This window comes from Clostridium felsineum DSM 794 (genome assembly GCF_002006355.2).
GTDB classification, from domain to species: Bacteria; Bacillota; Clostridia; order Clostridiales; family Clostridiaceae; genus Clostridium_S; species Clostridium_S felsineum.
Map to the genome: position 1 here is coordinate 3,262,572 of NZ_CP096980.1, position 24,031 is coordinate 3,286,602.

26 protein-coding genes are annotated in these 24,031 nt (G+C 29.0%); 9 read left to right on the top strand and 17 right to left on the bottom strand.

All coding sequences use genetic code 11. The features are described 5' to 3' along the window. Positions 1-7 precede the first annotated feature (7 nt). Together CLFE_RS15540 and CLFE_RS15545 are read right to left on the bottom strand one after the other, a co-directional pair. Positions 8-520, bottom strand: a complete 513-nt coding sequence (locus CLFE_RS15540; protein ID WP_077894905.1) for a DNA topology modulation protein — start codon at positions 518-520, stop codon at positions 8-10. 121 nt (positions 521-641) lie between these two features. Continuing rightward, a complete protein-coding gene (locus tag CLFE_RS15545) occupies positions 642-1,238 on the bottom strand; it encodes a carbonic anhydrase (RefSeq protein WP_077894906.1) in 597 nt (198 codons plus the stop codon). A 225-nt stretch (positions 1,239-1,463) separates the two neighbouring features. Between CLFE_RS15545 and CLFE_RS15550 the strand changes: the two genes are divergently transcribed. From CLFE_RS15550 to CLFE_RS15560, 3 genes are all read left to right on the top strand, one after another. Next, entirely contained in the window at positions 1,464-2,555 is a 1,092-nt protein-coding gene (locus CLFE_RS15550; RefSeq protein ID WP_077894907.1) for an FIST signal transduction protein, read from the top strand. Between the two features lie 11 nt (positions 2,556-2,566). Beyond that, positions 2,567-3,550, top strand: coding sequence for a methyl-accepting chemotaxis protein (locus CLFE_RS15555; protein ID WP_077894908.1), 984 nt, complete (start codon positions 2,567-2,569; stop codon positions 3,548-3,550). A gap of 114 nt (positions 3,551-3,664) precedes the next feature. Then, positions 3,665-4,300, top strand: a complete 636-nt coding sequence (locus CLFE_RS15560; protein WP_077894909.1) for a chloramphenicol acetyltransferase — start codon at positions 3,665-3,667, stop codon at positions 4,298-4,300. A 26-nt stretch (positions 4,301-4,326) separates the two neighbouring features. On the opposite strand, the gene CLFE_RS15565 is transcribed toward CLFE_RS15560, so the two are convergent. From CLFE_RS15565 to CLFE_RS15585, 5 genes are all read right to left on the bottom strand, one after another. Beyond that, on the bottom strand, positions 4,327-4,836 hold the full coding sequence (locus CLFE_RS15565) for a GNAT family N-acetyltransferase (protein ID WP_077894910.1): 510 nt from the start codon (positions 4,834-4,836) through the stop codon (positions 4,327-4,329). Between the two features lie 17 nt (positions 4,837-4,853). After that, positions 4,854-5,816: an aromatic acid exporter family protein gene (locus CLFE_RS15570; RefSeq protein WP_077894911.1), complete on the bottom strand. Its 963-nt coding sequence runs from the start codon at positions 5,814-5,816 to the stop codon at positions 4,854-4,856. 114 nt (positions 5,817-5,930) lie between these two features. Further along, a complete protein-coding gene (gene fucO, locus CLFE_RS15575; protein ID WP_077894912.1) occupies positions 5,931-7,082 on the bottom strand; it encodes a lactaldehyde reductase in 1,152 nt (383 codons plus the stop codon). Between the two features lie 295 nt (positions 7,083-7,377). After that, positions 7,378-8,304: a MerR family transcriptional regulator gene (locus CLFE_RS15580; protein WP_077894913.1), complete on the bottom strand. Its 927-nt coding sequence runs from the start codon at positions 8,302-8,304 to the stop codon at positions 7,378-7,380. A gap of 293 nt (positions 8,305-8,597) precedes the next feature. Continuing rightward, positions 8,598-9,902, bottom strand: coding sequence for a helix-turn-helix transcriptional regulator (locus CLFE_RS15585; RefSeq protein ID WP_077894914.1), 1,305 nt, complete (start codon positions 9,900-9,902; stop codon positions 8,598-8,600). Between the two features lie 257 nt (positions 9,903-10,159). Here CLFE_RS15585 and CLFE_RS15590 point away from each other — a divergent pair, with 257 nt between their 5' ends. Further along, a complete protein-coding gene (locus CLFE_RS15590) occupies positions 10,160-10,300 on the top strand; it encodes a hypothetical protein (RefSeq protein ID WP_242951705.1) in 141 nt (46 codons plus the stop codon). 56 nt (positions 10,301-10,356) lie between these two features. After that, positions 10,357-10,605: a GNAT family N-acetyltransferase gene (locus CLFE_RS15595; protein ID WP_490246361.1), complete on the top strand. Its 249-nt coding sequence runs from the start codon at positions 10,357-10,359 to the stop codon at positions 10,603-10,605. A 59-nt stretch (positions 10,606-10,664) separates the two neighbouring features. On the opposite strand, the gene CLFE_RS15600 is transcribed toward CLFE_RS15595, so the two are convergent. The 5 genes from CLFE_RS15600 to CLFE_RS15620 all read right to left on the bottom strand — a co-directional run bounded on the left by CLFE_RS15600 (position 10,665) and on the right by CLFE_RS15620 (position 13,904). Next, positions 10,665-10,955 carry a hypothetical protein gene (locus tag CLFE_RS15600; RefSeq protein ID WP_077894915.1) on the bottom strand — a complete coding sequence of 97 codons (291 nt, stop codon included), beginning with the start codon at positions 10,953-10,955 and terminating at the stop codon, positions 10,665-10,667. 12 nt (positions 10,956-10,967) lie between these two features. After that, positions 10,968-12,233 (bottom strand): zinc dependent phospholipase C family protein, encoded by a 1,266-nt coding sequence (locus CLFE_RS15605; RefSeq protein WP_077894916.1) that lies wholly within the window; start codon positions 12,231-12,233, stop codon positions 10,968-10,970. A gap of 125 nt (positions 12,234-12,358) precedes the next feature. Then, the gene (locus CLFE_RS15610; protein WP_077894917.1) at positions 12,359-12,769 is read right to left on the bottom strand and encodes a hypothetical protein; all 411 of its coding nucleotides are present in this window, start codon (positions 12,767-12,769) and stop codon (positions 12,359-12,361) included. Positions 12,770-12,793: 24 nt separating this feature from the next. Further along, positions 12,794-12,988 carry a helix-turn-helix transcriptional regulator gene (locus CLFE_RS15615; RefSeq protein ID WP_077894918.1) on the bottom strand — a complete coding sequence of 65 codons (195 nt, stop codon included), beginning with the start codon at positions 12,986-12,988 and terminating at the stop codon, positions 12,794-12,796. A gap of 160 nt (positions 12,989-13,148) precedes the next feature. Continuing rightward, positions 13,149-13,904: a DUF4830 domain-containing protein gene (locus tag CLFE_RS15620; protein WP_077894919.1), complete on the bottom strand. Its 756-nt coding sequence runs from the start codon at positions 13,902-13,904 to the stop codon at positions 13,149-13,151. A 419-nt stretch (positions 13,905-14,323) separates the two neighbouring features. Here CLFE_RS15620 and CLFE_RS15625 point away from each other — a divergent pair, with 419 nt between their 5' ends. Together CLFE_RS15625 and CLFE_RS15630 are read left to right on the top strand one after the other, a co-directional pair. Further along, entirely contained in the window at positions 14,324-15,460 is a 1,137-nt protein-coding gene (locus CLFE_RS15625; RefSeq protein WP_077894920.1) for a pectinesterase family protein, read from the top strand. 26 nt (positions 15,461-15,486) lie between these two features. Next, positions 15,487-16,620, top strand: a complete 1,134-nt coding sequence (locus tag CLFE_RS15630) for a pectinesterase family protein (protein ID WP_169851010.1) — start codon at positions 15,487-15,489, stop codon at positions 16,618-16,620. 54 nt (positions 16,621-16,674) lie between these two features. Here the strand turns inward: CLFE_RS15630 and CLFE_RS15635 are convergent, their stop codons facing one another. Further along, complete coding sequence (locus CLFE_RS15635) at positions 16,675-18,021, bottom strand: 6-phospho-beta-glucosidase (RefSeq protein WP_077894921.1); 1,347 nt, start codon at positions 18,019-18,021, stop codon at positions 16,675-16,677. 121 nt (positions 18,022-18,142) lie between these two features. Then, entirely contained in the window at positions 18,143-18,952 is an 810-nt protein-coding gene (locus CLFE_RS15640) for a MurR/RpiR family transcriptional regulator (RefSeq protein ID WP_077894922.1), read from the bottom strand. A 290-nt stretch (positions 18,953-19,242) separates the two neighbouring features. Between CLFE_RS15640 and CLFE_RS15645 the strand changes: the two genes are divergently transcribed. Beyond that, complete coding sequence (locus tag CLFE_RS15645; protein WP_207651414.1) at positions 19,243-20,379, top strand: pectinesterase family protein; 1,137 nt, start codon at positions 19,243-19,245, stop codon at positions 20,377-20,379. A gap of 154 nt (positions 20,380-20,533) precedes the next feature. Next, on the top strand, positions 20,534-21,532 hold the full coding sequence (locus CLFE_RS15650; protein WP_077894923.1) for a metallophosphoesterase family protein: 999 nt from the start codon (positions 20,534-20,536) through the stop codon (positions 21,530-21,532). Positions 21,533-21,583: 51 nt separating this feature from the next. Here CLFE_RS15650 and CLFE_RS15655 read toward each other — a convergent pair whose 3' ends face one another. The 3 genes from CLFE_RS15655 to CLFE_RS15665 form a co-directional block, all read right to left on the bottom strand. Next, a complete protein-coding gene (locus CLFE_RS15655) occupies positions 21,584-22,213 on the bottom strand; it encodes a TVP38/TMEM64 family protein (protein WP_077894924.1) in 630 nt (209 codons plus the stop codon). 142 nt (positions 22,214-22,355) lie between these two features. Beyond that, entirely contained in the window at positions 22,356-23,432 is a 1,077-nt protein-coding gene (locus tag CLFE_RS15660; RefSeq protein WP_077894925.1) for a sensor histidine kinase, read from the bottom strand. Continuing rightward, positions 23,429-23,716, bottom strand: coding sequence for a winged helix-turn-helix domain-containing protein (locus CLFE_RS15665; RefSeq protein ID WP_349497246.1), 288 nt, complete (start codon positions 23,714-23,716; stop codon positions 23,429-23,431). The genes CLFE_RS15660 and CLFE_RS15665 overlap by 4 nt, the downstream gene beginning before the upstream one ends. Positions 23,717-24,031: the final 315 nt, after the last annotated feature.

The following is a 24,031-nucleotide window of genomic DNA, read 5'->3' on the forward strand; positions in this document are numbered from 1 at the left end:
ATACCTCCTAAAGAGATTTTATAAAATTATTTGAATCATTTCTCTTTTTAAAAATTATAATTTTCTTATTACTATTTTCATTTATAATTTTAAGGTTCCTTTCTCCAAAGCTTTTAGGGAAATCCCATATATATTTTGCAAATTCAAAATCAAAATTTTCCTTGCAGCCCTCTGCCATATCATCTCTTACTTTATTTATATTTGATATATATCTCTTAAAAGCTCTAAAAAGACAAATGGTTCTTGGAAGATTAAAACATACAATAGTATCTGCTTCTTTAAGCCTTATATCCATTGTAGAACCATAATTTCCGTCTATAATCCATTTGTCTCCTTTTATAAATTCCTCCTGCTTTTCTCTCCACTCCTCTTTAGGTGTTTGAGCCCAGCCAGAGTTCCAATATTCCTTATCCAAGTGTATTAATGGAAGCTTTAGCATCTTAGCTAGCTTTTTAGAAAAAGTGCTTTTCCCACTTCCCGGAGAACCTATTACTATTACTTTGTTGCCTACTTTTTTCATATTAATCACCTATATACAATTATAGCATTTTACATTATAAAAAGTACCGTAATTATAAGTTTAAGTTTAAATAAAAGAAAGAGGAACCCCCATTATAAGAATCCCCTACTAATACAAATATTTACTTTAAAATTTTAACCTCACCAGCTTCATGAAAGTATTTCGCCTTTACTATTTTAATTTCATCTTTTTCATAAAGTTCTCTAAGCATTTTACTCTGAAGGAGTTTACTTGCTGAAAGCTCTACATTTTTATCCTCTATAACGTCCATAAGTTCACTTTGTGTAAAGTTTTTATTATGTTCTATAGCTTCAACCACTATATTCTCTAATGGTTTAATAAAACCCTCCAGTTTATTATAAGTTTCTATTCCTTTAACAGCCTCTTCAACTGCACCACATTTTTCATGCCCCATTACTAAAATATATTTTGCATCTAAATGACTTACTGCAAATTCTACATTTCCTATTACATTTTCATCTACAACATTACCTGCATTCCGAACAGTAAATATATCACCAATACCAAGATCAAAAACTATTTCAGGAGGAACGCGTGAATCAGAACAGGAGATAACAACAGCCATAGGTTTTTGTCCATTATCTTTTAAATCTTTCCTATGTTTTTTTGAAAAATCCTTATTTTCTAATTTATTTGATATAAATCTCTTATTACCATCCATAAGTTTCTTTTCTATAGCTAAAAATTCTTCCTTCATATTTTCACCTCATTAACACAATATATTATTTAGTCTGATAAATTTGTTTTTTTCTATTATAAACAAGCAAACATAAAAAATCAATCTACACTAATTTAGTCTATAATTATTCATAAACTTTACCACCTTAAGCTAATGAAATTTATGTCGAAATTTAATATATAATTTAAAACGTTAAATTTGATATTAATCTATTTTTTTATATAAATTTAAGGAGGTTTTACTATGAATACATGCTGCGGATATAGTTTTTCTAGTAGTGCTGAAACTGCTGTTAATGAAGCTTCAAAAGATATTAAGGCTCCAAAACTAATTATATATTTCTCAAAAGTTAGTTTTTTTAAGGATGTTACTACATTACTCAAACAAAAATTCCCCAACTCAACTATTATAGGAGGTACGTCCTGTGGTGAAATATCTAAAGATGGAATAAACGACGGTCTATCTCTTATAGCTTTTGGTGAAAACATTGAGTGTAAAACAATGATTATGGAAAATATAAGTGGAGCACCTATTACGTACATTGAAAAATTAAAGGAATTCAAAAAAGGCTTTAACACACAAAACACTATAGTTTTTGAAATGACAGATGGCTTGTCAAATTCAGAAGAAAAAAGCATTGCTGTTCTTAACAGTGTTTTTGAAGATGACAATATTCCTATTGTTGGCGGTAGTACTGCGGATGATTTAAGTTTTACTAGAACTTTTATTTCCTATAATGGTGAAATTTACTCAAATGTAACAATTGTAACTATGCTGCATAACAATAACGGAAAAATACGTGTTTACAAAGAAAATATATATGAACCCACTGAACGCGAATTTGTTGTTACCAAAGCAAATCCCCATGAAAGGAAAATATATGAACTGGATGGTAAACCTATAATCGATGTATATGCAAATAGCTTAAAGATATCTAGAAACGATATAGCGAAATACTTCATGTCTAATCCTATAGGAAAAATTATAGGTGATGAAACTTTTATATCTTCTTTTAAAAAAATTGAAGATGATGGCTCTCTATCACTCTATGCAAGAATATATCAAAATTCCTATGTAAACATTTTAAAGCCTAAAGATCCCATGAAAGTTTTAACAAACACTATAAATAAAGCAAAAAAAGAAATACCAAAAATATCTGGTTCCATTGTAGTTAATTGTATATTTAGAACTCTTCTTTTTAAGAATACCAACTTTACAAATAAGTTCACAAATAAGCTTCAAGATTTAGGTGAATTTGCCGGAATTACAACTTATGGTGAGCAGCTTAACAATAAACATCTTAACCAAACAATGGTTTTAATTTGTTTTGAATAGGAGGGATTTTCATGTCATGGTTTAATAAAAGCAAGGAAGAAACTAATCCTAATAATGTAAATTTACATTCTCAAATAAATACTTTATCTCAGGAAAAATTTTCATATACAGACAAAACTATAAACGAAACAACTATACTCATAACAAAAAGAGTGTCTTCACTTATGGATGCAGAGGCCGATTTTATAAAATTTATTAGTAAAATTCACAACTCTGCTAAAGCTACTAATTCTAGTTTGGATCATATCTCCGCTTCTGTTGAAGAATTTCACTCAAATATACAACTATTAGTAGAAAACTCAAAAACAATCGATGATACTGTTAAAAATGGCAATTCTCTTATATCTAAAGGTGAAAATAGTGTTACTTCTATAAATGCTGAAATAATTTCAATATCCGATTCTATAAAATCCTTTGAATCTAACTTTAATGATCTTCAAAATAGTATAAAAGAGATTAATTCTTTTTCAAATAAAATTATTGATATATCTGAACAAACTGATATGTTATCCTTAAATGCAAGTATTGAAGCAGCTCGTGCTGGTGAAGCTGGTCGTGGTTTTGCAGTTGTTGCTAATGAAGTTAAAAATTTAGCTAACGAAACAAAAAATTTATCAAGTTCAATATCTGCAAATTTAAAAAATATAAGTTCTTCCGCTAGTGAACTAAACAATAATTTAGTAAGCATCCTAAAAAAACTAGAAAATGGAGTAGAGAAAACAAATAATTCTCTTGAAATTTTTTCTAATATAAAAGAATCCAATGGTAATATTAGTAACAAAACCGCAGCCATGACCAATTCCTTCACCGAGTCAGTTTCTGCTATGGATGAAATAAATAACTCTGTAATGGAAATTTCACATAAAACAATAGATGATATAAACCTCGTAAAAGGACTTCAAAAACAAGAAACCTTAAAGACAGACTACTTTACTGATATTTTAAGCTTCTTAGAGCAACTAGAATATGTAATTAAAAACAAACCCAAATATTAACTCCTTTAGGGAATGAAATTTATATTTTTCATTCTCTATTTTATTTAGCTATACAATATATTCAACGACTGTTATAATTACCATATTATATATTTTATGGAGAGTGATTTAGAAGTGAACTTTATTGACGTAGAAAGCTTAAAAAGAAAAGATCATTATAATTATTTTAAAAGCCTAGATTCTCCTCATTTTAACATTTGCGCAAATGTAGACATTACTAATTTTTATAATTATATAAAGAAAAACAATCTACCGTTTTTCGTATCAGTTCTATATGCCGCTACTAAAGCTGCAAACAGCATAAAAGAATTCAAACTCAGAATAAGAGGAGATAAATTAATAGAACATGAATTTGTAAATCCATCCTTCACTGTGATGGCTAAAGATGAGGTATTTAATTTTTGTGAAGTAGACTTTCTGCCGGAATATAAATCCTTTAAGTCCAGCGCCCTAACTGAAATTGAAAAAGTGAAGAATGCTAGAACTTTAAACAAAGATTCAAATCGTGATGACCTTTTATACATGACTAGTATACCTTGGATTTCATTTACAAGTATAACTCACCCAATTAGCTTAAGTCCTGCTGACAGCATTCCACGAATAGCCTGGGGTAAATACTTTAATGAAGGCACTACAATTAAATTACCTCTTTCTGTACAAGTTCATCATGCTTTAGTTGATGGTGTTCATGTGGGCCATTACTTTAATAATATACAACAAATTTTAGATAATCCTGAAAATGAGTTATAAAAGGAAGGAAAAAATACACTTCCTTTTTATAATTTAATCCAATATCTCTTAACTAATGTTCCACCATTTAACACTTCATTTTCTAATACTCCACCACAAGCCTTTATTGTTCTTTCAGAGGCAATATTATTAGCATCACAGGTAAGTAGTACCTTATCCATTTTAAATTTTATACAATGCTGAAGTGCCATTTTAAGCATTTCTTTAGCATACCCCTTTCTACGTTCACTCTTCTTTACACTATATCCTATGTGACCTCCATAATTATACAAATATCCATTTAATGCATGTCTTATATTTATCATACCAATCACTCTATTATCATTTTCTCTGATTAATAAAAATTCATCAGCAGTAACTTCAGTATGTTTTGTGCTTTCTTCTTCATTATCCTTTAAAAATTCTAGCCACTGTTCATATGAATCGTATTCTTGAAGATATGATGCCCCTGCTAAATTTTCTTTATAGTCTAAAAATTCCTTTTTATATTCTATAACTTGATTTTTGTATTCAATATTTGGTTTTACCAATTTCATAAACTCACTCCCCTTATCTAAACATTCTCTTTCTTTCTTATAAATTCTCTTTTTATTTCAAGAAAATATTCCAAATCATTTAAAAATTGAAACAGCATTGCTCTATTTTCAAATTCTTCTCTTATTTCTGGCAGCTTTTGATCTTTAAAGGTTTTAAAAAGTCTTTTTAAATCTTCTATAAGAGTATCCACTGGATTTTCTTCATGAAGTTGTTTGCCTATTTTTTCAGTCACCTCTGCTACCAGTTCTGTTTGCTCAAGGGTCATATAAAATTTTGTAAAGTGATTTCTCATGTACTTCAAAATTTCAAATTGCATATTTCGCATTTCCATGTACATAACATAGTATTTATCATAACTAATTATGTTGTTATTAAGATTTCTATACGCTCTTTCACTTCCACTTTTTATTGCCAATGAAAGCTCATTAAATAATTTATGGTTTTCGTCTTCTATTTTTTTTCCTCTAAGTTCATCTGCCATATTTAAAAGTATTTTTCTCATAAAGCCTTCTATCTCAATTTGATTTTCCTTTATCTTTTTATCTATTTTAGGCATATATGTGTTTAAAAGTATTGCTATACCTGCACCTATTACCATTAATAAAAGTTCATTTTCAAGCCAAAATAAAGATATACTTTTTTCAACTAAAAGATGGGTAACTAGTACAGAGCTAACTGCAATCCCCTCTGTAAGGTTTAATAATACTGTAAGTGGAATAAAAATAGCCAGATAAACTCCAAAACTTACAGGATTGTAGCCTGAAACTTTAAATATTATACAGCTTATAGTAAGCGCGAGTACTGTTGATGCCAACCTTTGAATGGCTATAACAATTGAAGTTTTCTTTGTGTTTTGAACGCTAAGTATTGTTATAATTCCCGCTGCTGTTGGATATTTCAAGCCCAAAACTCCTGCAATTATAATTGCTAGTGCTGCACCTACTGCTGTTTTCAGGGTTCTAAGTCCAATGATTCTCATTAACGTCTCCTATTTTAAAACATTATTTTAAGAACTATTATACACTATATATTTTATAAAACGTAGGTAATATATAAAAAACATCTCGTCCCCATGGACAAGATGTTTTTCTCCCTAATAAATTGATTTGTAAATTTTATATATTTCTTCAATGCTTGTATCCCTTGGATTTCCAGGTGTACATGCATCTGCCATAGCTGATTCTGAAAGTGCATGAAGATCTTCTTCTTTAACGCCTATCTCTTTTAATGTTTCAGGAATTCCTACATCCTTTGAAAGCTTTTTAACTGCATCAATAGCTGCTTTTCTATATTCCTCCTGTGACATTGAATCTACATCTTTAACTCCCATCTTGCGGGCTATTTCTCTATACTTCTCTCCTGTAGCTGGTGCATTGTATTCCATAACATATGGTAATATTACAGCATTTGCAACTCCATGTGGTGTATCATAAAAAGCTCCTAGTGGATGCGCCATTGAGTGAACAATTCCAAGACCTACGTTACTAAAACCCATACCTGCAACATATTGACCCAATGCCATATCCTCTCTACCTTTAGGCTCATTTTTCACAGCACTTCTAAGTGAACGAGAAATAATTTCTATAGCCTTTAGGTGAAGTGTATCTGTTAATTCCCAGGCTCCCTTTGTAACATATCCCTCAATAGCATGTGTTAATGCATCCATACCTGTTGCAGCTGTTAAGCCCTTTGGCATTGATGACATCATTTTTGAATCCACAATAGCTATAACTGGTATATCATGTGGATCTACACATACAAATTTACGTTTTTTCTCTTCATCAGTTATTACATAGTTAATTGTAACCTCCGCCGCTGTTCCTGCTGTTGTTGGCACTGCAATTATTGGAACACATTTATTTTTAGTTTCTACTGCTCCTTCAAGACTTCTTACATCTGAAAATTCAGGATTATTTATAATTATTCCTATAGCCTTAGAAGTATCTATTGAAGAACCTCCTCCTATTGCTATTAAGTAATCTGCATTTGCAGTTTTATATTTTTCTATACCACTTTTAACTACCTTTATAGTTGGATTTGCTTTTACCTCATCAAATATTTCGAAGTCTAGGTCATTTGCCTTTAAAAGCTCTGTTACATTGCTAACTACATTAAACTTTATTAAATCCTTATCTGTAACCACTAGTGCTTTTTTATATCCTCTTATTTTAGCCTCTGTCACAATATTTTCAATTGCGCCTTCACCTATATAGCTTGTTTCATTTAAAACCATTCTATTTGCCATAATACCTAATCTCCTTCACAATATAATTTAAAATTAAATCGTTTACTTATTTTTAAATTATACGCCCAATATTAGCGTATTATAATATCCAAAACAATTAATTTATTTATCCTTATGTGCAAGTCTTTGAAAAAAAAGCCTAAGATTAATAACTCTTTGGCTTCGTAAACATTTTTTATTATATGTATTTTTTAACTCTATACAGTATATTATTTAAGTAACATCCACCCTGGAATCTCCACAACTGTTTTATCGTATTATTTATTATATCCATATATGAAAATATTATAATTTTTTATTTATAAGTTACATCTCCATTTTCATCTATATCTATATTCAACATTTTTTCAAATCTACTCATATTTTTCACATAAACACTATAAGCTCTACTTAATATCTTTAGGTTTTCGTTAAAGTTTTTATGATAATTTATATTTTTCATTTGCTTTTTTATTTCCTTATCCATAACAAAAGTTTTTTTCCAATTATCTTTGACTTTCTCATCATGTTTAACTTTTTTCATAAAATCAAGTAGCACTTTTTTTTCTTCTAAAAGCTGCTCATCTGTAATAGAAATCCATTTTTCTACTCTCTTTTGCGTTGTTATTTCAATTTTTTCAATCTCTTCCTTAGTTAGCTTTTCATACATTTTTTCAAATCCAACAGGATACCTTATTTCTTGGGCTTCATCCATAAATTTGACTAGATTTATAAATGCCTCTTCCTTTTCTTTTGTATCTATAGGTTCATTTAAAAATGGACTGTAATTTGCAAACATTAGTTTACCAAAGTCCCCAGGAAAAATCTTCAATATTTCACGTTTCATAAAGCCACTTCTGTTTTTTTCATCCATATCAATGCACTTACTTAAAGTTACAAGCTCTTCCGTCATATCCTTACTATCGTCAAATTTTTTTATAAAAGCTTCTATAACTTTTTTACTTCTATTAATTTTGCTTATCTTGCTTTCAAGCTTTATAAGATGTTCTGTAAGTGCAATTTTTATTTTTTCTGGCTCTTCCAATATATTTTTTATTTCTCTAACCGTTAAATCAAGTTCTCTTAGTACAGCTATCTTAAGAAGTTTATCTACATCCTTCATAGAATATTCTCTATAGTTATTTATCTTATTTATAGCTGGTTTTATAAGTCCCTCATCTTCATAATAATTTACTGCTCTTCTTGTTAATCCCGATATTTTCATAACTTCATTTATTTTCATAAGTCTCACCTCTAAAACTAAATATAAACTAATACGTTAGGTACTAGTCAAGTAGTATTTTATTTTTAGATAAAAAAAAAGCGTTAGGTAATATAATTAATATCACCTAACCCATTCTATTCTACCATGGTAAATCTGGAAATGATGCTAAAAATGAACTACCAAAAAGCTTTACTCCTACAAACAGTACTCCTAAGCCTAATATAGCTAACAAAAACTTATGTTTTCTAAAAAACATAATTATCACATCCTTCGTAATTTTTATTTAAATTTATCATTAGTTTGTTACTTTTTTATAGTTTCTCTTTAATAAATTTTTCACTAAACTCGCATATTTCATTAATGCTTTGAAAATCTGATATACTTGTATAATACTTTATCATCTTAATCATAAGTCTACTATTTATTTCATCAAGCTTACTTGTTACCATAAAAAATTCCTGCTTAAGCTGAGACATCTCTTCACTACCATATATGTCGATTAACTCAAAAATAATATCTTCTATTACAAAGTAATACTTAAACTTTTTGGCATACTCCAAAGCCTTTAAGTAATATTTTTTAGAATTATTTAAATCTTTTAAGCCATAATATCTGCTTCCAAGTTCAAAATATATATTAGGAATTTTAGGATGGGTTTCATCAAGATTAACCATGTTTTCTTCAACTGTTTTTAAGTATTCCATAGCTTTTTCTATATTAGACTCATCTATAAATATTTCCGCAGCATTAAGCATTACTATTACACTATTTGCATAGTCTCGTTCTTTTGCAAAATGTAACAATATATTATTATAAATATCAAGGCTCTCATCATATCTTTGTTGGTATTGTAGACAAACAGCCTTATGAATCATGGCTCTATAGTATTTTTCTGTACCTATTTCTATTATTCTTTCAAGCTTTTCTAATCTTTTCAATGATTTATCATACTGTTTTAATTTTGTATAACATAAAGCACTATTATATAGGAATATAGCAGTATATTCTTCATTCATATCGTCAAACCTATCTAAGGCAAACTCACAGCATTTAATATCATATTCGTATTTTCCCATATAAAAATAGACCATAGATAATTTTCTCAAAATAGGTATTACCATATTTTCAGGCATGTCTAAACTTATAAGTGATCTAGCTTTTTCATAGTAAATAGAACTTTTATAAAAATCATTTATGCTACAAAAATAATCTCCTGCTAAAGTATATATAGATATCTTTTTATCTTCAAAGCTCCATTTTACTAAAAAGTCTTCCACTTCATTTAGTCTATTTACAAAACTTATGTCTTTATACAAACTCAAATCTTTTAATTCGTCTATGTACTTATCAAGTATTTTTTTTGCCTGTGTTTTTTCGTCTTCAATTAAGTATTCTATATCTTCATTAAATTCTACATTTCTTTCGCTGCAAATTACTCTTAAGTTTTTAAACATTACTTCAGCAGATTTTCTAGTTAACCTGGCTTTATTATGTTCAATTTGGCTTATCAGATTTCTAGTTATCTCACTTCCTGCCAAATCATCTTGATTTACTCCATACTTTTTTCTTAAACTCTTAAGCTTGTAACCTACAGACACTATTTCGTATCTTGCCATAGTATTTCTCCTTATCGTACATATACTTTCTTCGACAATTATACCACTATTTAGTGGCTATGTTAATAATAATCGTATTTTTTTACAAATTCTTAATTATTTTTTTATGTTTATAATTTTTCCATATAATAATTTATACAATTCGGTTACATATTATGTAAATATTTATTTGCATATTTGCATTTAATTTAATTTCTATGTATAATTAAGTAATTATACAGCTTTAAATTAAAGTTCTTATAAATATGGAGGTCTAAATGATTTATAGAAAAGCAACAGAAAATGATATAGAAAAACTTATTGAATTAAGAAAAAAGCAATTAGCAAACGATAGTTGTCAAACTAATATTAACATAGCTGTTGATCTTAAAATTTTTTTAAAAAAGGTTTTAAGTTAGGTTCATTTTTTTCATGGATTGCTGAAGAAGATAACAAAATCATTGCTGCAAGTGAAATTTGTTCTTTTGAGACTCCACCATCTTACTCAAATCCTAGCGGAAAAATTGCATATTTGACTAACGTCTATACTGAAAATAAATATCGCTGCAAAGGTATTGCTTTGGCTCTTCTAAAATTAATAATTTTAGAAGCAAAAGAAAAGAAATATACTTTTATACGTCTTAATCCTTTTAAAAATGATACTCGCATATACCAAAAACTTGGTTTTAAATTTTCTAAACAGTTTATGGAAATAACTATATAAAATAAAGGCTGCAAACCTAAATTAAACTTAGATTTACAGCCTTTATAATTCATCTATATCTAATGAAACAAGATTCTTGGAGCAAAAAAAATAAATATAAGTTCACAAAGTACTAAAGCTAAGTTCATTATCACTCCTAAAAGTCCTGTCATATTTTTATTTTTTATAAGTGATAGTATTCCTATTATAACACCTAAGGGAGACACATATATAGGTATTAATAAGGGAAGACCCCCTAACTTAATAAAAGGTATTACCATAAGAAACACATTTAAAATCAAAATAACACTAATTATTGCTATTACCAAGGATAAAACTGCTAATATTCTTTTTAACTTATTAATACTCATATTCTCATACTCCTAAAATACTGGATCTTCCAAATTAGTTACGCCTGAAAAATCAGCATTAAATTCTGCTGTACTATTTTCACTTGTCATCCATTCATTTGGTTCTGAATTTAAGACATCATTTCCATTAACATCTATTTTTAAACCTTTAAAAAGCCAGTTTGAGGCTATGGAACCTGTACTTTCTTTTCTAACCCATACTTTATCAACCATTTTAGGCAAGAAATCTATATCGTTTATATATAAATAATATTCATCAGTAGCTCCGTTTTCAAAATCATTATAGGTTTCCTTATCTAAAAGCCACTCTTTTTTAATACCATTATTCAAATGAATTCCAAAATAGATATTATCATCTGTACCAGATCCTATGTTTGTTCCCGTACTAATTATTGTTGTAAGTGAACTTATGGGTGAATTACTTTTGCCAACATCTAAATTCCATCTATCGGTAAACTTTGTATAATCTCCATTTTCAGAGTAATTTAATAGTTTGTAACATTGATTTATTCCTTGACTAAAAGCGCATTTAAGGTTAATTTCTCTATTATTACTTGATAGAAATTCTTTTGACTCATTATAGTCTGTATAACTGTATCCCACTCCAGTTTTAAGACCTGCTAAAAGCGTTGTAGCCCACAATTTTTCTTCTGCTGTTGAAGGACTTTGTCCATAAACTTCCTCTGAGGTTTCATTCATTAAATCAAAAGGTATATCATCTACTCCTTTAAAAATATTGCCTGCCATATTACTAGAATTATAATCCGCTATGCTGTGTCCAGCTATATTAACCCAAGCATAAGGTTCTGCTTCTGATTCCATGTGCTTATGCTGCTTTCTTCCATCCTTATTGTCAAGATAGACTCCACACTCAAGATTAACGTAGATACCATGACAAGCCAAATCTCCCGTAACGTGTGATATCCAACCAGCTGCAAAAGCTATTTTTTTCATGTCCTTTGATTTAAGTGCATTTTGAAGTTGTTTGGATGCATAGCTTCCTACCTTATAATAATGATATCTATCTCCCCAAGGAGAATAATCACCTAAAGAACCTATTTGCATATATCCTAAATCCGGTCCAACACTTCCCCATGCAGCAACGTTAGGATAAGCCTTTACCGCCTTACGTATCAAACTATTCTCTGATAATTTACTTGTTGCTTGTTCAATAACAACATAATGAGAGACAGGCTGAAAAGCTTCAACTTTACTTCCAAAAACAAATATTATTCCTAAGGCTATAATTAAGGTTAAAAATTTATTTATATTTCTCATTATATCCCCCCTTTTTTATGTAATTTTATTCATTTTGTTTATACCATTATTTAGCCTTATATGTCAATATTTTATTTTATTAAATAAAATTTACATATAAAAAATAACAGCTGAATAATCAGCTGCTAATATCTTTTATGATAAATTATTACAAGTAAGAAATAAACTATCGGCATAAAAATCAAAGTAATTATTAAAAAATTATCTAATGATAATAATAGCTCTCTTTTCAGAACCACTACTAAAACCATATAAAAATATGAGATCCAGAAAGCTTTTTGTGCTGCTTTTGAATTTATAAATATATTTCTCTCTTCATTCTCAAGTTCTATATTTTTAAGCATACCCTTCTTTTTTTCACTAATACTATAAACTATAATACTAAAAATCCCCAATGGAATACATCCAAGTGAAATTCCAAGCATAAGACTTTTTTCATATCCAAAAAAATCCCCTAAAATTAGCGCTATAACTCCTACAAAAATAAATATAATCGAGTATATTTTTTGTCTTCTTATATAATTTGCTATTTCCATATTAAACTCTCCTTAATTTTCAAATTATTCTTCAAATATAAAAACTTCTTCAATATTAAGCTTAAAAATCTTTGAAATTTTATGTGCTAAAAATATTGATGGGTTATATTTTGAAGTTTCAAGTGATATAATTGTCTGCCTTGATACACTTACTTTATCCGCCAAATCCTGCTGTGTAAAACCAAATTGTTCTCTTAAATTTCTTATATTATTTTTCACACTGCTTCTCCTTTACATGTAAAGTTTACTTTACACTATTAGTATAGTAATATTTCATATATATGTCAAGCTGACTTTACATTTATCATGAAATTTATGCATGCTAGATTAATCACTACTACTCAAGCATGCATAGTTATTTTCCATTATATGTGTACTATCAATCGCAAATTAATTTTGAAATATCAGATTTAGGTTCATAATACCAATTATCTACATTATTTATAACAAATTTATTTACATTTTTATAATATGTAATTTTCACATAAGAACCATCTTTATAACATACATTAATTTCCTTACCATTTCCCTTTTTATCTACTGCTAATCCTATATTATGTACTGTTGAATCTTCAAGAACATTTAAAAATTTTTTCATCAAATTACCATCAAGTATTTTAATTTTACTATTTCCAAGCCCATCATTTATATCATTTATTTCCACGTCATTCACATTTCTAAATTCTAATTTAGAAGGATCTAGCTTTTCAGGTCGCGGTGGTAAATTTTCATTTAATGAGGTTACACCGCAAACTTCTCTAAACACTTTTAAATATGCACCTATTACACTATTATTTTTATATATAACAACTGCTTTAAGTTCTTTACCATCCATTGGCTGTGATTTTTCATGTACGCTATAAGTTACTGATTTGACCTTTTGTCCTGCATATTTTTTAAGATTCAGTCCACTTAAGCTTGATGCAGCATTATATATATTTAACCTATAGCTGCCCTTACCTGGAAGTCTATTTTCTCTAATCTCTTCTTTCTTATTTATTTCAAGACCATATCTGGCAAGTAAACTTTTAGCTTGTCCGTTAGTCTCCTCTGATTTTACCTGCTTGAATGAAACTATTGCTATTATTAATATAAAAAACATAGCTAATACTACTATTTTATTTCGTTTATTCATCTCAAAACCCTCTCAAAACAAAGTAAATAACTTTTTTTACTTTATTATAGCATATTTCATAAAATGTCATTATAAAGTTTTTATGAATTTCTTTACCTTTTATTAACAATTTCAAAATTTTTCTACTTGAATTTTGCGTATAATGCAATAACAAGCGAAATATCATTTTATATATTTATTTATTAAAATTATTATTACCTAACATTAATGCATATGTAAAAAAGTAAGCGAACCGTTTCAGCTTAAGTAAATTTAAGTATTTCAGCGTATATTCATATTTCTATAGGCATTTTTTGCTATTATGGCTGTTTTTTGTAATCGATAACATTGATTTTTAATTTCACCTTATCTATAATTAATTACATGGTTGTTAACGTTTTCAGTCATTATTATATTTTATTGCTAGGAGGTATTATAAAATGAAAAAAAAATTTATAGCCGCTCTTATTTTAGCCGTAACTACTACTCTTTTAGTTTTAGGTACAGGTAATTCAAGAGCGTATGCTGCATCAACTTATAATTCTATAGTAGATAGCTCTTTTAAAGGTACTGATGGAACAAAACTCAATGGAATACCAACTTATAAAACTATAACTTCAGCTCTTAATAATGCTCCAGCTTCCTCCAATGTAAGCTACAAAATATACATAAAAACTGGAACATATTATGAAAAATTGAATATAAATAAGCCCAATATATATTTTGTAGGCGAGAATGAAAATACTACAAAATTAACCTATAATGTTGCCAGTGGCTCTAAAAAAAATGATGGAACAACCTATGGAACTTCTGGTTCTGCTAGTCTAAACGTTTCTTCTCCAAGTTTTGGTGCTGAAAATTTAACTATAGAAAATAGCTTTGATTATCCAAAAAACCTGGCAAAAAAAAGCAATGATCCGTCCAAACTCCAAAGTGCACAAGCCGTTGCCCTGAATTTATCCGGTTCTAGCAATAAAGCTTATTTTAAAAACTGTAAAATAACAGGCTATCAAGACACTTTATGCAGTAACACTGGAACCTCTTATTTTACAAATTGTTATATCTCTGGTTGTATTGATTTTATTTTTGGAGCTGGTCAGTCTTTTTTTAATAGCTGCAATATTGTATCAGTTGATATGAAAACACCTTCAAACAACGGTTATATTACTGCCGCAAGTACAAATATATCAAATAAATATGGTTTTGTTTTCTACAAATGTAGCCTTCAAAAACAAACTTCAACAATGGCCACAAACTCTGTTTCCCTTGGGAGACCTTGGCATCCTACTATAACACTTAGTAATGGAACTAGAGAAGCTGACCCTAATGCCATTGCCAGCGTAATCTACATGTATTGTAACATGGATAATCACATTAAAAGCTCTGGTTGGGATTCTATGACTGGAATTGGTCCAGATGGTAAAACTAAAATATTTACACCTGGAGAATCTAGATTTTATGAGTATCAAAATAAGGGACCTGGAAATATAGTTAATTCCTCAAGAAAGCAACTTAATGATACTGACGCTTTAAAGGTTACAATAAAAAATGTTTTAAATGGATGGAATCCACAATAAAAATATTATTAAAGGTGGTATATAAAATGAAAAAGAATTCTATTCTTGCAATGACTGCAATATGCGGTACTTTATTAATTGGTGGCTTAGGCATTTCTACAAAAGCTCATGCTGCTACTAATTATAATTCTATTGTAGACAGTAAATTCACTGGAGTTAATGGTTCAAATGTAAATGGTGTTCCAACTTACAAGGACATGACTTCTGCACTTACAAATGCTCCTTCTGATTCAAAAAAACCTTATACTATATTCATTAAAGCTGGTAGTTATCACGAAAAAATAACCGTTGATAAACCAAACATTCACTTTGTAGGTGAAAGCGAAAACTCAACAAAATTAACCTATGATGTGGCAAGTGGAACAAAAAAGACTGATGGCACAACTTATGGTACCTTTGATACTGCAAGTGTATCCGTAATAGCTCCAGATTTTAGTGCTGAAAATGTAACTTTTGAAAATGCTTTCGATTATCCAGGAAATGCAGCTAAATCAGCTGATGATCCAACAAAGATAGCTGATGCTCAAGCTGTTGCTTTAAAATTAGATGTAAACAGCGAGAGGGCTTACTTTAAAAATTGTAAAATGACAGGATATCAAGATACCTTATATGCAAATGAAGGAACTGCTTACTTTAAGAACTGTTATATTACTGGAAATGTAGACTTCATCTTTGGTGCAGGACAAACCTACTTTGATAAGTGTGATATTGTATCAATTGATAGAAAAGATCCTGTTAATAACGGTTATATAACTGCTCCAAGCACTCTTATTAGTAATAAGTATGGTTTCGTTTTCCATAAATGCAATATAAAAAAGCAAACTAATGTTATGGCTGCAAATACTGTTGGTCTAGGAAGACCTTGGCATCCAACTACAACCTTCCCTGATGGAAGATATGCAAACCCAAATGCCATAGGAAGCTCTGTCTACATTAATTGTCATATGGATAATCATATTACAACTGTTGGTTGGGCAAGTATGTCCGGAAAAGATATAAACGGAAATAAAATTTGGTTTACCCCTGCAAGTTCACGTTTCTTTGAATATAAAAGTAGAGGTGAGGGTGCTACTATAAATGCTGATAGACGTCAACTTACTGAAAAAGAAGCAAAAGATTACTCTAAAAAGAAAGTTTTAAATGGTTGGAATCCAGAGTAGTTTTAATAAAAATGCTGCAAAACAAATAGTGTCTTGCAGCATTTTTTATTAATTTTATTGGTTTTCTAGTTCTTCTATTTTTTCTTTAAATTGAGGTAGATGATTTTTATGGGCAATTAGCATTTCATCTAAGAGATCTTTAGCAATTTGTCCACTAGGTATAAGAGGGTTTATTGTGAAAGCATGCAGTGCCTTATTATAATTTCCTGTGTAGGCTGCTTCAATTACAGTTTCCTCCATACCCTTCATGTGCTGAAGTAAAGCTCTTGGTGCAGAATGGAATTTCCCCCAATTAAGAGGTTCTGGACCCTTTGAAGTTATAATTGATGATACCTCTACAATCGAATCATAAGGCAGTTCTGATATAGTTCCATTATTTCTAGTACTAACAACCATCTCTGTCTTTTTATCGTTGTAAATAGAATTAATCACTTCACAGGCAGCATCTGAATAATAAGCTCCACCACGCTTTGAAAGCTGTTCTGGTTTATGGTCTAAGTTAATATCTTTATATAATTCAAATAATTGTGCTTCTAACTTTTTCACCACTTCAGCTCTTGTTTCACCCTTTTTAAATTCCTCCAATTCATTTTTTAACATATCATCTGAAACATAATAATAGCGGTGATATGAACATGGGAGAAGTGCTAAATCTTTGATTTGTTCATAAAGCATTTTTATATCCTTTATATTTTCCATTCCTTTAAATTTCTTAGTACTATTTGGATTATAAACAGTTTCTATAATTTCATTAGTTCTTTCTTTTCCTGTTTTATCCCAAACACGATGCCAATGGAAATGATTCAAGCCCGCAAATTTAAAATTCAAATCTTCAACTGGTATGTCTAAAGCTTCACTTGCCATCATCATATATCTTATAGGAACATTACATAATCCAACAGTCTTTTCAAATCCACCATACTTGATGGCTGCTTCTGTAATCATTCCTGATGGATTTGTAAAATTAATAAGCCATGCATTTGGACATAATTCTTTTATATCTTTAATAATATCAAGTATAACTGGTATAGTTCTAAAAGCTTTAAAAATACCCCCAGCTCCATTAGTTTCTTGTCCTAGAATTCCATGACTTAATGGAATTCTTTCATCCTTAATTCTCGCATCTAAAAGTCCAACTCTAAATTGGGTTGTTACAAAATCTGCATCCTTTAAAGCCTCTCTACGATCTAATGTTAAATGAACCTCACATGGATATCCTGATGCCTCCCACATTCTTTTTGCCATATCTCCAACTATTTGTAATTTCTCTTTTCCCTCTTCAATATCAACTAACCAAATTTCTGTAATTGGTAATTCCTTATAACGCTTGATAAAACCCTCCATTAGTTCTGGAGTGTAACTGCTGCCTCCACCAATTGTAACGATTTTTAATTTTTTCATACGCTCTACCTCCTCATAGACAAAAAGAAACTTTGCTTGTCTTTCTTATGCCTTGAGTTTATCACAATATGAAAAAATCTGACCCATCTAGTGAAATCGTTTTTTTCACAATCTGAAAATTTTACACTAAATCGTCATGATAATAAGTCAAATAATATCTATTTAACATAACCTCTATAAAAACCATCAATTTATATCTTCCACCTTTTGAGGAATCAAAATCACCCATATAAAGAATTTCATCAAACATATTTGATAGCCTTATCCTTGGATTTTGAGTTATAAGCACAAGCTTCTCCCCTTTTGTCTTAGCTTTTACTATAATTTCTCTAGAAGACTCTATAAAATTTCCATCTACTGAAAAAAACAAAGACAGCTTACTTTTTTCCGGTGCACTCAAATCTAAATTTGATAAATCATAATATTCACAGTACTTTCCAAAGGAGATCATGGATAATTGATAATGCCTAGCTAAAGAACCTGGAAGTAAAAAACCATATATTGATATATGCTCACTTGAATAAATCATTTCATTTATTTTATCAATTTTTTTGAACTCCATATTCCCTTTTAATCTTTTTAGTGAACTGCAAATTATATCTATATAATTATTAAAAATCTCCTCATCATGGAGCTTATCGAATTTCAAATCTTCAAGATTGTCATTCATGCTTATAAATCTATTAACCTTACTAGATTTAGATAATTCCTTTAATTCAATAAAATTTCTATACCCTATACTTCTAACAAATCTTGATATTGTAGATGTTGAGGTAAACGATAACAAAGCCATTTTTTCAATGGTCATATGCTCAAACTTATTTATATTTTCTATTAAAGTTTTTGCTATGGCCCTATATGGATCATTTGCATCAGATTGATTTATTATTTTTTGCAATTTAAGATACAATTCACTGTTATAATTTCGCATAAATACCTCCAACACTAATTAAATATATTTCCATATATATATATTATCATAAAATAACAAATTCATTAACTTAATTGTTTTGAGTAAAATTTTTGTTTAATAGAAGAATTTTCAAGTATTTTAACGCATATTCATATTTTTCTAGGGATCTTTTGCTAAAATGCCTGTTTTTTGTAATCGATAACATTGATTTTTTCTTTTCCGCTTTATATAATTAATCACATAACTGTTAACGTTTTCAGGTGTTATGTATTTTAAACTTTCATAAAACATAAAAGGTGGTATATAAAATGAACAAAAAATCTATTCTTACAATAATCATGACTATATGTGGTACTTTATTAATTAGTGGATTCAGTACTTCCACAAAAACTCATGCTGCTACTAATTATAATTCTATTGTTGACAGCGCATTTACTGGTACAAACGGTTCGACTGTAAATGGGATTCCAACCTATAAAGACATGACCTCTGCACTTACAAATGCCCCTATTAATTCAACAACACCTTATAATATATTTATCAAAGCTGGTACTTATCATGAAAAATTAACTATTGATAGGCCAAATATACACCTTATAGGTGAAAATGAGAACACTACAAAATTAAGCTACGACGCAGCTAGTGGAACTAAAAAAGCTGATGGAACAACTTATGGTACCTCTGGTTCTGCAAGTGTATCGGTTATAGCCCCAGATTTCAGCGCTGAAAATGTAACCTTTGAAAACGCCTTCGATTATCCTTCAAATGCAGCTAAATCCAATGATGATCCTACAAAATTAGCTTCTCCACAAGCTGTTGCCTTAAAATTAGATGTAAATAGCCAAAGAGCTTACTTTAAAAACTGTAAATTAACTGGATATCAAGATACTCTAGAAGCAAATGAGGGAACTGCTTATTTTAAAAGATGCTATATTACAGGAAATATAGATTTTATTTTTGGTGCAGGACAAACTTATTTTGATAAATGTGATGTAGTTTCAATGGATATGAAGAGTACAGTTGACAACGGATATGTTACTGCACCAAGTACCCTTATAACAAATAAATACGGTTTTGTTTTTCATAAATGTAGGCTAACAAAAGAAAGTAAGTCAATGGCTGCAAATACTGTTGCCCTAGGAAGACCTTGGCACCCAACTACTACCTTCCCTGATGGGAGATATGCAAATCCAAATGCCATAGGAAGTTCTGTATATATTAATTGTCATATGGATGATCATATAAAAACCGACGGTTGGTCAAGCATGCCCGGTAAAGACATAAATGGAAACACTATTTTATTTACACCTAGCCAATCACGTTTTTTTGAATATAAGAGCAGAGGAAATGGCGCTGTTACAAACACTGACAGAAGACAACTTACTACAGCTGAAGCTAAGGATTATTCCAAAAACAAAGTTTTAAATGGCTGGAATCCACAGTAGGTATACATACTGCAAAGCTAATATGTGTTTTGCAGTATCTTTTTATATTTCTTGTTTCATTAATTTTAAATGAATAAATTTTAACCTCTACATAATTTTTATATATATGTATTCATGTATAATTACCTTGTAAGTATTTAAAAGAAGGCTCCATATGAATAAAATTAAATTCTTATTTTTATTTATTATTGCACTCATTATTACTACTATATTGGTTTCTACTCCTGAAAGTACCTCAAAGGTTTCAGCTAATCATATTCTACAATACAGCTTTAGTGTTATTTCTGATACTCACATAGGCGTTGATGAAAGCAAAAACTCTTCTAAAATTGCTAAAAACAAATTGGCTATCGCTCTAAAATGTATAGAAAAAAACTTTCCAAAGGATAAATGTATAGTAATAAATGGAGATGTAGTTGATAATTACTACGAATCTTCCTATAATGAATTGACTAACATTATTTTAAATGTAAACTACTCTAAAAAACTTCCTTACATTTATTTTAATTTAGGAAATCATGAATTTAAATATAATGGTGAAGGTCCATCAATATCAGAATGTTATAATGAAAATCTCAATCGATTCATAAATAAAACTCAAAATATTCAAAGTAAATTAACTGCGAACAAAGATATATCCCACACTTTTCGTAGTACCAATAAACCGTATGATTTACAATACGTAAGCAATACTCCTTTTTTCTTTTTAGGAAGTGATTCTGTAGCTAAAGGAAAAACTAATGACTGTGCTTATCTTAAATTTAATGATCAATTAAAATCTTTGAACGACAGTATTGGTACCGGATTGTCCTTTATTTTTTGTCACCAGCCTCCCTTTAATACTGTAAAAGGCTCAAATGCCTCCAATTGCATATCAAATACAAATGAACTTCTAGAGGTATTCAAAAAACATCCCAATGCAATAATGTTCACCGCTCATACTCATAGAACCTTTGATAATTCACCTCTTACCTTTGGTAATAACTACAGTAAATTAGGCTCATGTCCTGTAATAACCTCTCCTTCTGTTTTCAGAAGTCTAGAGGGCATTCATGTTAATGTATATGAGGATATGATTTCTGTAGAAGGTGTAAAATATCATTCTGATTATCACTGCACAACTAAACCTGATTGGTGTATAACTTTTAGATGATTATTGAATATTTTTATTTCTTAATCTGGAATGCTTAAAAGCTTATCTACATCATGAATACATTTTTCTATTCCACTGTCTATAATGTAGATAACTTATCATAACTATAACGGCAAGTACAGCAATAAATATGCATAAGGAGTATTTCATACTTATACCTAAAAAAGTGTATAAAAGAATAATAGGAGTATCCGCTATAAATATTGTTAAAATGTACTTGCCAAAAGGCATTCCAGTTAAAACGGAGAAAAAACATACCACATCTGAAGGTACCACTGGTGATGAAACCCCTAAAGCTAAAATTTTAATATTATTCTTTTGAATCATTGAATATATTTTAGGATATTTATTAATTATTTTTTCTTGATATCCCATACCAATTGTAGCCTTCACAAATAAAAACAAAAATATCTCACTCAATAAATTTGCTATTGAAACTAATATAAAAGCTTTTAGTGGATCAAAAAGTACTCCTGCACTAACTATAAAAACAGTACATGGAACAAGAGTAAAAATTCTTAAAGACGCAATTACCAAAAATAATACTGTACTATACTTAGGATATGCTGCTAAAAATCTCGTGATTTTACTCATGCCATTAATATACAATTGATATTTAAAAAATATAACTAAAATTACTATCCAAATAAATAAAGCTGTCCATTTAAATAATTTATTCATAATTACACCTATACCTTTACTATTATTTTTGCTACTTGAAAATTATTTACCGTTTTCACTATAAAACTTATTATAAAGATTATTTATTAAATAAAGGTATAAAAAAATATTAAGATTTATTAAGGTTTCAGCTAATAACCCCTTAATTACAATCAGGCAATTCAATATTAAATTCAATTTCATTGTCATTGCATTTAGCCCAAATTCTTCCACCGTGAAGTTCAACAATTTTTTTTGAAATAGCAAGGCCTAATCCTGAACCTTCAATTTCAGCATTTCTTGATTTATCTACTCTATACATTTCATCAAATATTTTCACTAAATCTTCTGTGTTTATATTATTGCTCTTATTTATAAAAGAAAATCTAGTACTATTATTTTCTTTCCGCATCACAATTTTAAAAATAGAATTTTTATAGCTGTACTTTTCTACATTCTTTATTAGATTTTCAATAACTCTAATAAATTTTTGCATATCAATTTTACATATTAACTCATTTTCAATACACTCAATTTGAACCTTTATGTTCTTTTCTGATAAAAATATAATATGTTCACCTACGATTTGATTTACTAGAACAGCCACATTAAATGGAACTTTGTTTAGTTTTATATAATTATTTGAAAGCTTGGTATACTCGAACAATTCTTCAATTAGTTTTTTTAGATTTTTGCTTTTTTCATAAGCTATTTTTAAAAATTCTTGCTGATTTTCTGTAAAAGTTTCTTTTTCTTTATTGAGAAGTTCTAGATAGCCAATTATAGATGTTAGAGGTGTTTTTAAATCATGGGAAACCGCAACAATTAGTTCATTTTTAGCTTCTTCTTGTTTTTTTTCCTTTTCATAATTTTGTTTAAGCTTTTCAGACATTGTATTTATATCTTTAGCCAAGTGAGCAATTTCATCATTGCCTTTTATATCTATAGGCTTTAGGTATTTTTGAGTCTTTATATTTTTAACATTTTCACCAATATATTTTAAATATTTAATTCTTCCATTAATTGCAACCAAAAAAATGACTCCAAAAATCACCAACTCAAATATGAAACTTCCCATAGCCATGATAGCTCCATATTTTTCGTAAAAACCAGGAGTAACGTTAGCTATCTTACTAAACATATTCATAAAAAAAACAAAAATCAGCCAACTTATTATTATATCGATAGGAATTAATATTAATAACTTTATTCCTACCTTATTAATTATTCTCTTCTTCATATCTTATAGCCAACTCCCCAAATTGTCTTAATATATTTAGGATTTTTAGGATCTAGCTCTAGCTTTTGTCTAAGATTTGTTATGTGAACCACAATAGAAGTATCTGATACTGCAAATTGTTCATTCCAAATAGTTTCGTATAATTTTGGGACAGAAAATACTGTACCTTTATTTTTAGCTAAACATTCTAGTATATCAAACTCTTTTGGTGTTAGCTTAACCTTATTCCCTCTTACTGTAACTTCATGGGCATCAAAATCAATAACTAAATCATCAATAGTAATACTACTTTTATTTTCAGGTTTTGAATTAAATTTTTTATATCTTCTAAGCTAAGCTTTTACTCTAGCTATAAGCGCCATAGAGCCGAAGGGTTTTGTAACATAATCATCTGCCCCAACTGTCCTTGGATTTTTTATATATTGTTTTACAAAATTAATAATATCCATTTTATCTTGCCCCCTAAGTTAATATGTGAACAGTATAAAATGTAACTATTAATCTTTTACCAAAAAAACTCTTAAGATTTATTAAGACTTTTATATTAAATATTTGAAACAAAAAATAAAATATCAAATTTAAGTTTAATATGAATTCAA

Excerpts from the sequence above, each read along its gene's own strand:
- CLFE_RS15540 (WP_077894905.1), bottom strand. The coding sequence starts at position 520 with ATGAAAAAAGTAGGCAACAAAGTAATAGTAATAGGTTCTCCGGGAAGT.
- CLFE_RS15545 (WP_077894906.1), bottom strand. The coding sequence starts at position 1,238 with ATGAAGGAAGAATTTTTAGCTATAGAAAAGAAACTTATGGATGGTAAT.
- CLFE_RS15550 (WP_077894907.1), top strand. The coding sequence starts at position 1,464 with ATGAATACATGCTGCGGATATAGTTTTTCTAGTAGTGCTGAAACTGCT.
- CLFE_RS15555 (WP_077894908.1), top strand. The coding sequence starts at position 2,567 with ATGTCATGGTTTAATAAAAGCAAGGAAGAAACTAATCCTAATAATGTA.
- CLFE_RS15565 (WP_077894910.1), bottom strand. The coding sequence starts at position 4,836 with ATGAAATTGGTAAAACCAAATATTGAATACAAAAATCAAGTTATAGAA.
- CLFE_RS15570 (WP_077894911.1), bottom strand. The coding sequence starts at position 5,816 with ATGAGAATCATTGGACTTAGAACCCTGAAAACAGCAGTAGGTGCAGCA.
- fucO (WP_077894912.1), bottom strand. The coding sequence starts at position 7,082 with ATGGCAAATAGAATGGTTTTAAATGAAACAAGCTATATAGGTGAAGGC.
- CLFE_RS15580 (WP_077894913.1), bottom strand. The coding sequence starts at position 8,304 with ATGAAAATAAATGAAGTTATGAAAATATCGGGATTAACAAGAAGAGCA.
- CLFE_RS15585 (WP_077894914.1), bottom strand. The coding sequence starts at position 9,902 with ATGGCAAGATACGAAATAGTGTCTGTAGGTTACAAGCTTAAGAGTTTA.
- CLFE_RS15590 (WP_242951705.1), top strand. The coding sequence starts at position 10,160 with ATGATTTATAGAAAAGCAACAGAAAATGATATAGAAAAACTTATTGAA.
- CLFE_RS15600 (WP_077894915.1), bottom strand. The coding sequence starts at position 10,955 with ATGAGTATTAATAAGTTAAAAAGAATATTAGCAGTTTTATCCTTGGTA.
- CLFE_RS15605 (WP_077894916.1), bottom strand. The coding sequence starts at position 12,233 with ATGAGAAATATAAATAAATTTTTAACCTTAATTATAGCCTTAGGAATA.
- CLFE_RS15610 (WP_077894917.1), bottom strand. The coding sequence starts at position 12,769 with ATGGAAATAGCAAATTATATAAGAAGACAAAAAATATACTCGATTATA.
- CLFE_RS15620 (WP_077894919.1), bottom strand. The coding sequence starts at position 13,904 with ATGAATAAACGAAATAAAATAGTAGTATTAGCTATGTTTTTTATATTA.
- CLFE_RS15625 (WP_077894920.1), top strand. The coding sequence starts at position 14,324 with ATGAAAAAAAAATTTATAGCCGCTCTTATTTTAGCCGTAACTACTACT.
- CLFE_RS15630 (WP_169851010.1), top strand. The coding sequence starts at position 15,487 with ATGAAAAAGAATTCTATTCTTGCAATGACTGCAATATGCGGTACTTTA.
- CLFE_RS15635 (WP_077894921.1), bottom strand. The coding sequence starts at position 18,021 with ATGAAAAAATTAAAAATCGTTACAATTGGTGGAGGCAGCAGTTACACT.
- CLFE_RS15640 (WP_077894922.1), bottom strand. The coding sequence starts at position 18,952 with ATGCGAAATTATAACAGTGAATTGTATCTTAAATTGCAAAAAATAATA.
- CLFE_RS15645 (WP_207651414.1), top strand. The coding sequence starts at position 19,243 with ATGAACAAAAAATCTATTCTTACAATAATCATGACTATATGTGGTACT.
- CLFE_RS15650 (WP_077894923.1), top strand. The coding sequence starts at position 20,534 with ATGAATAAAATTAAATTCTTATTTTTATTTATTATTGCACTCATTATT.
- CLFE_RS15655 (WP_077894924.1), bottom strand. The coding sequence starts at position 22,213 with ATGAATAAATTATTTAAATGGACAGCTTTATTTATTTGGATAGTAATT.
- CLFE_RS15660 (WP_077894925.1), bottom strand. The coding sequence starts at position 23,432 with ATGAAGAAGAGAATAATTAATAAGGTAGGAATAAAGTTATTAATATTA.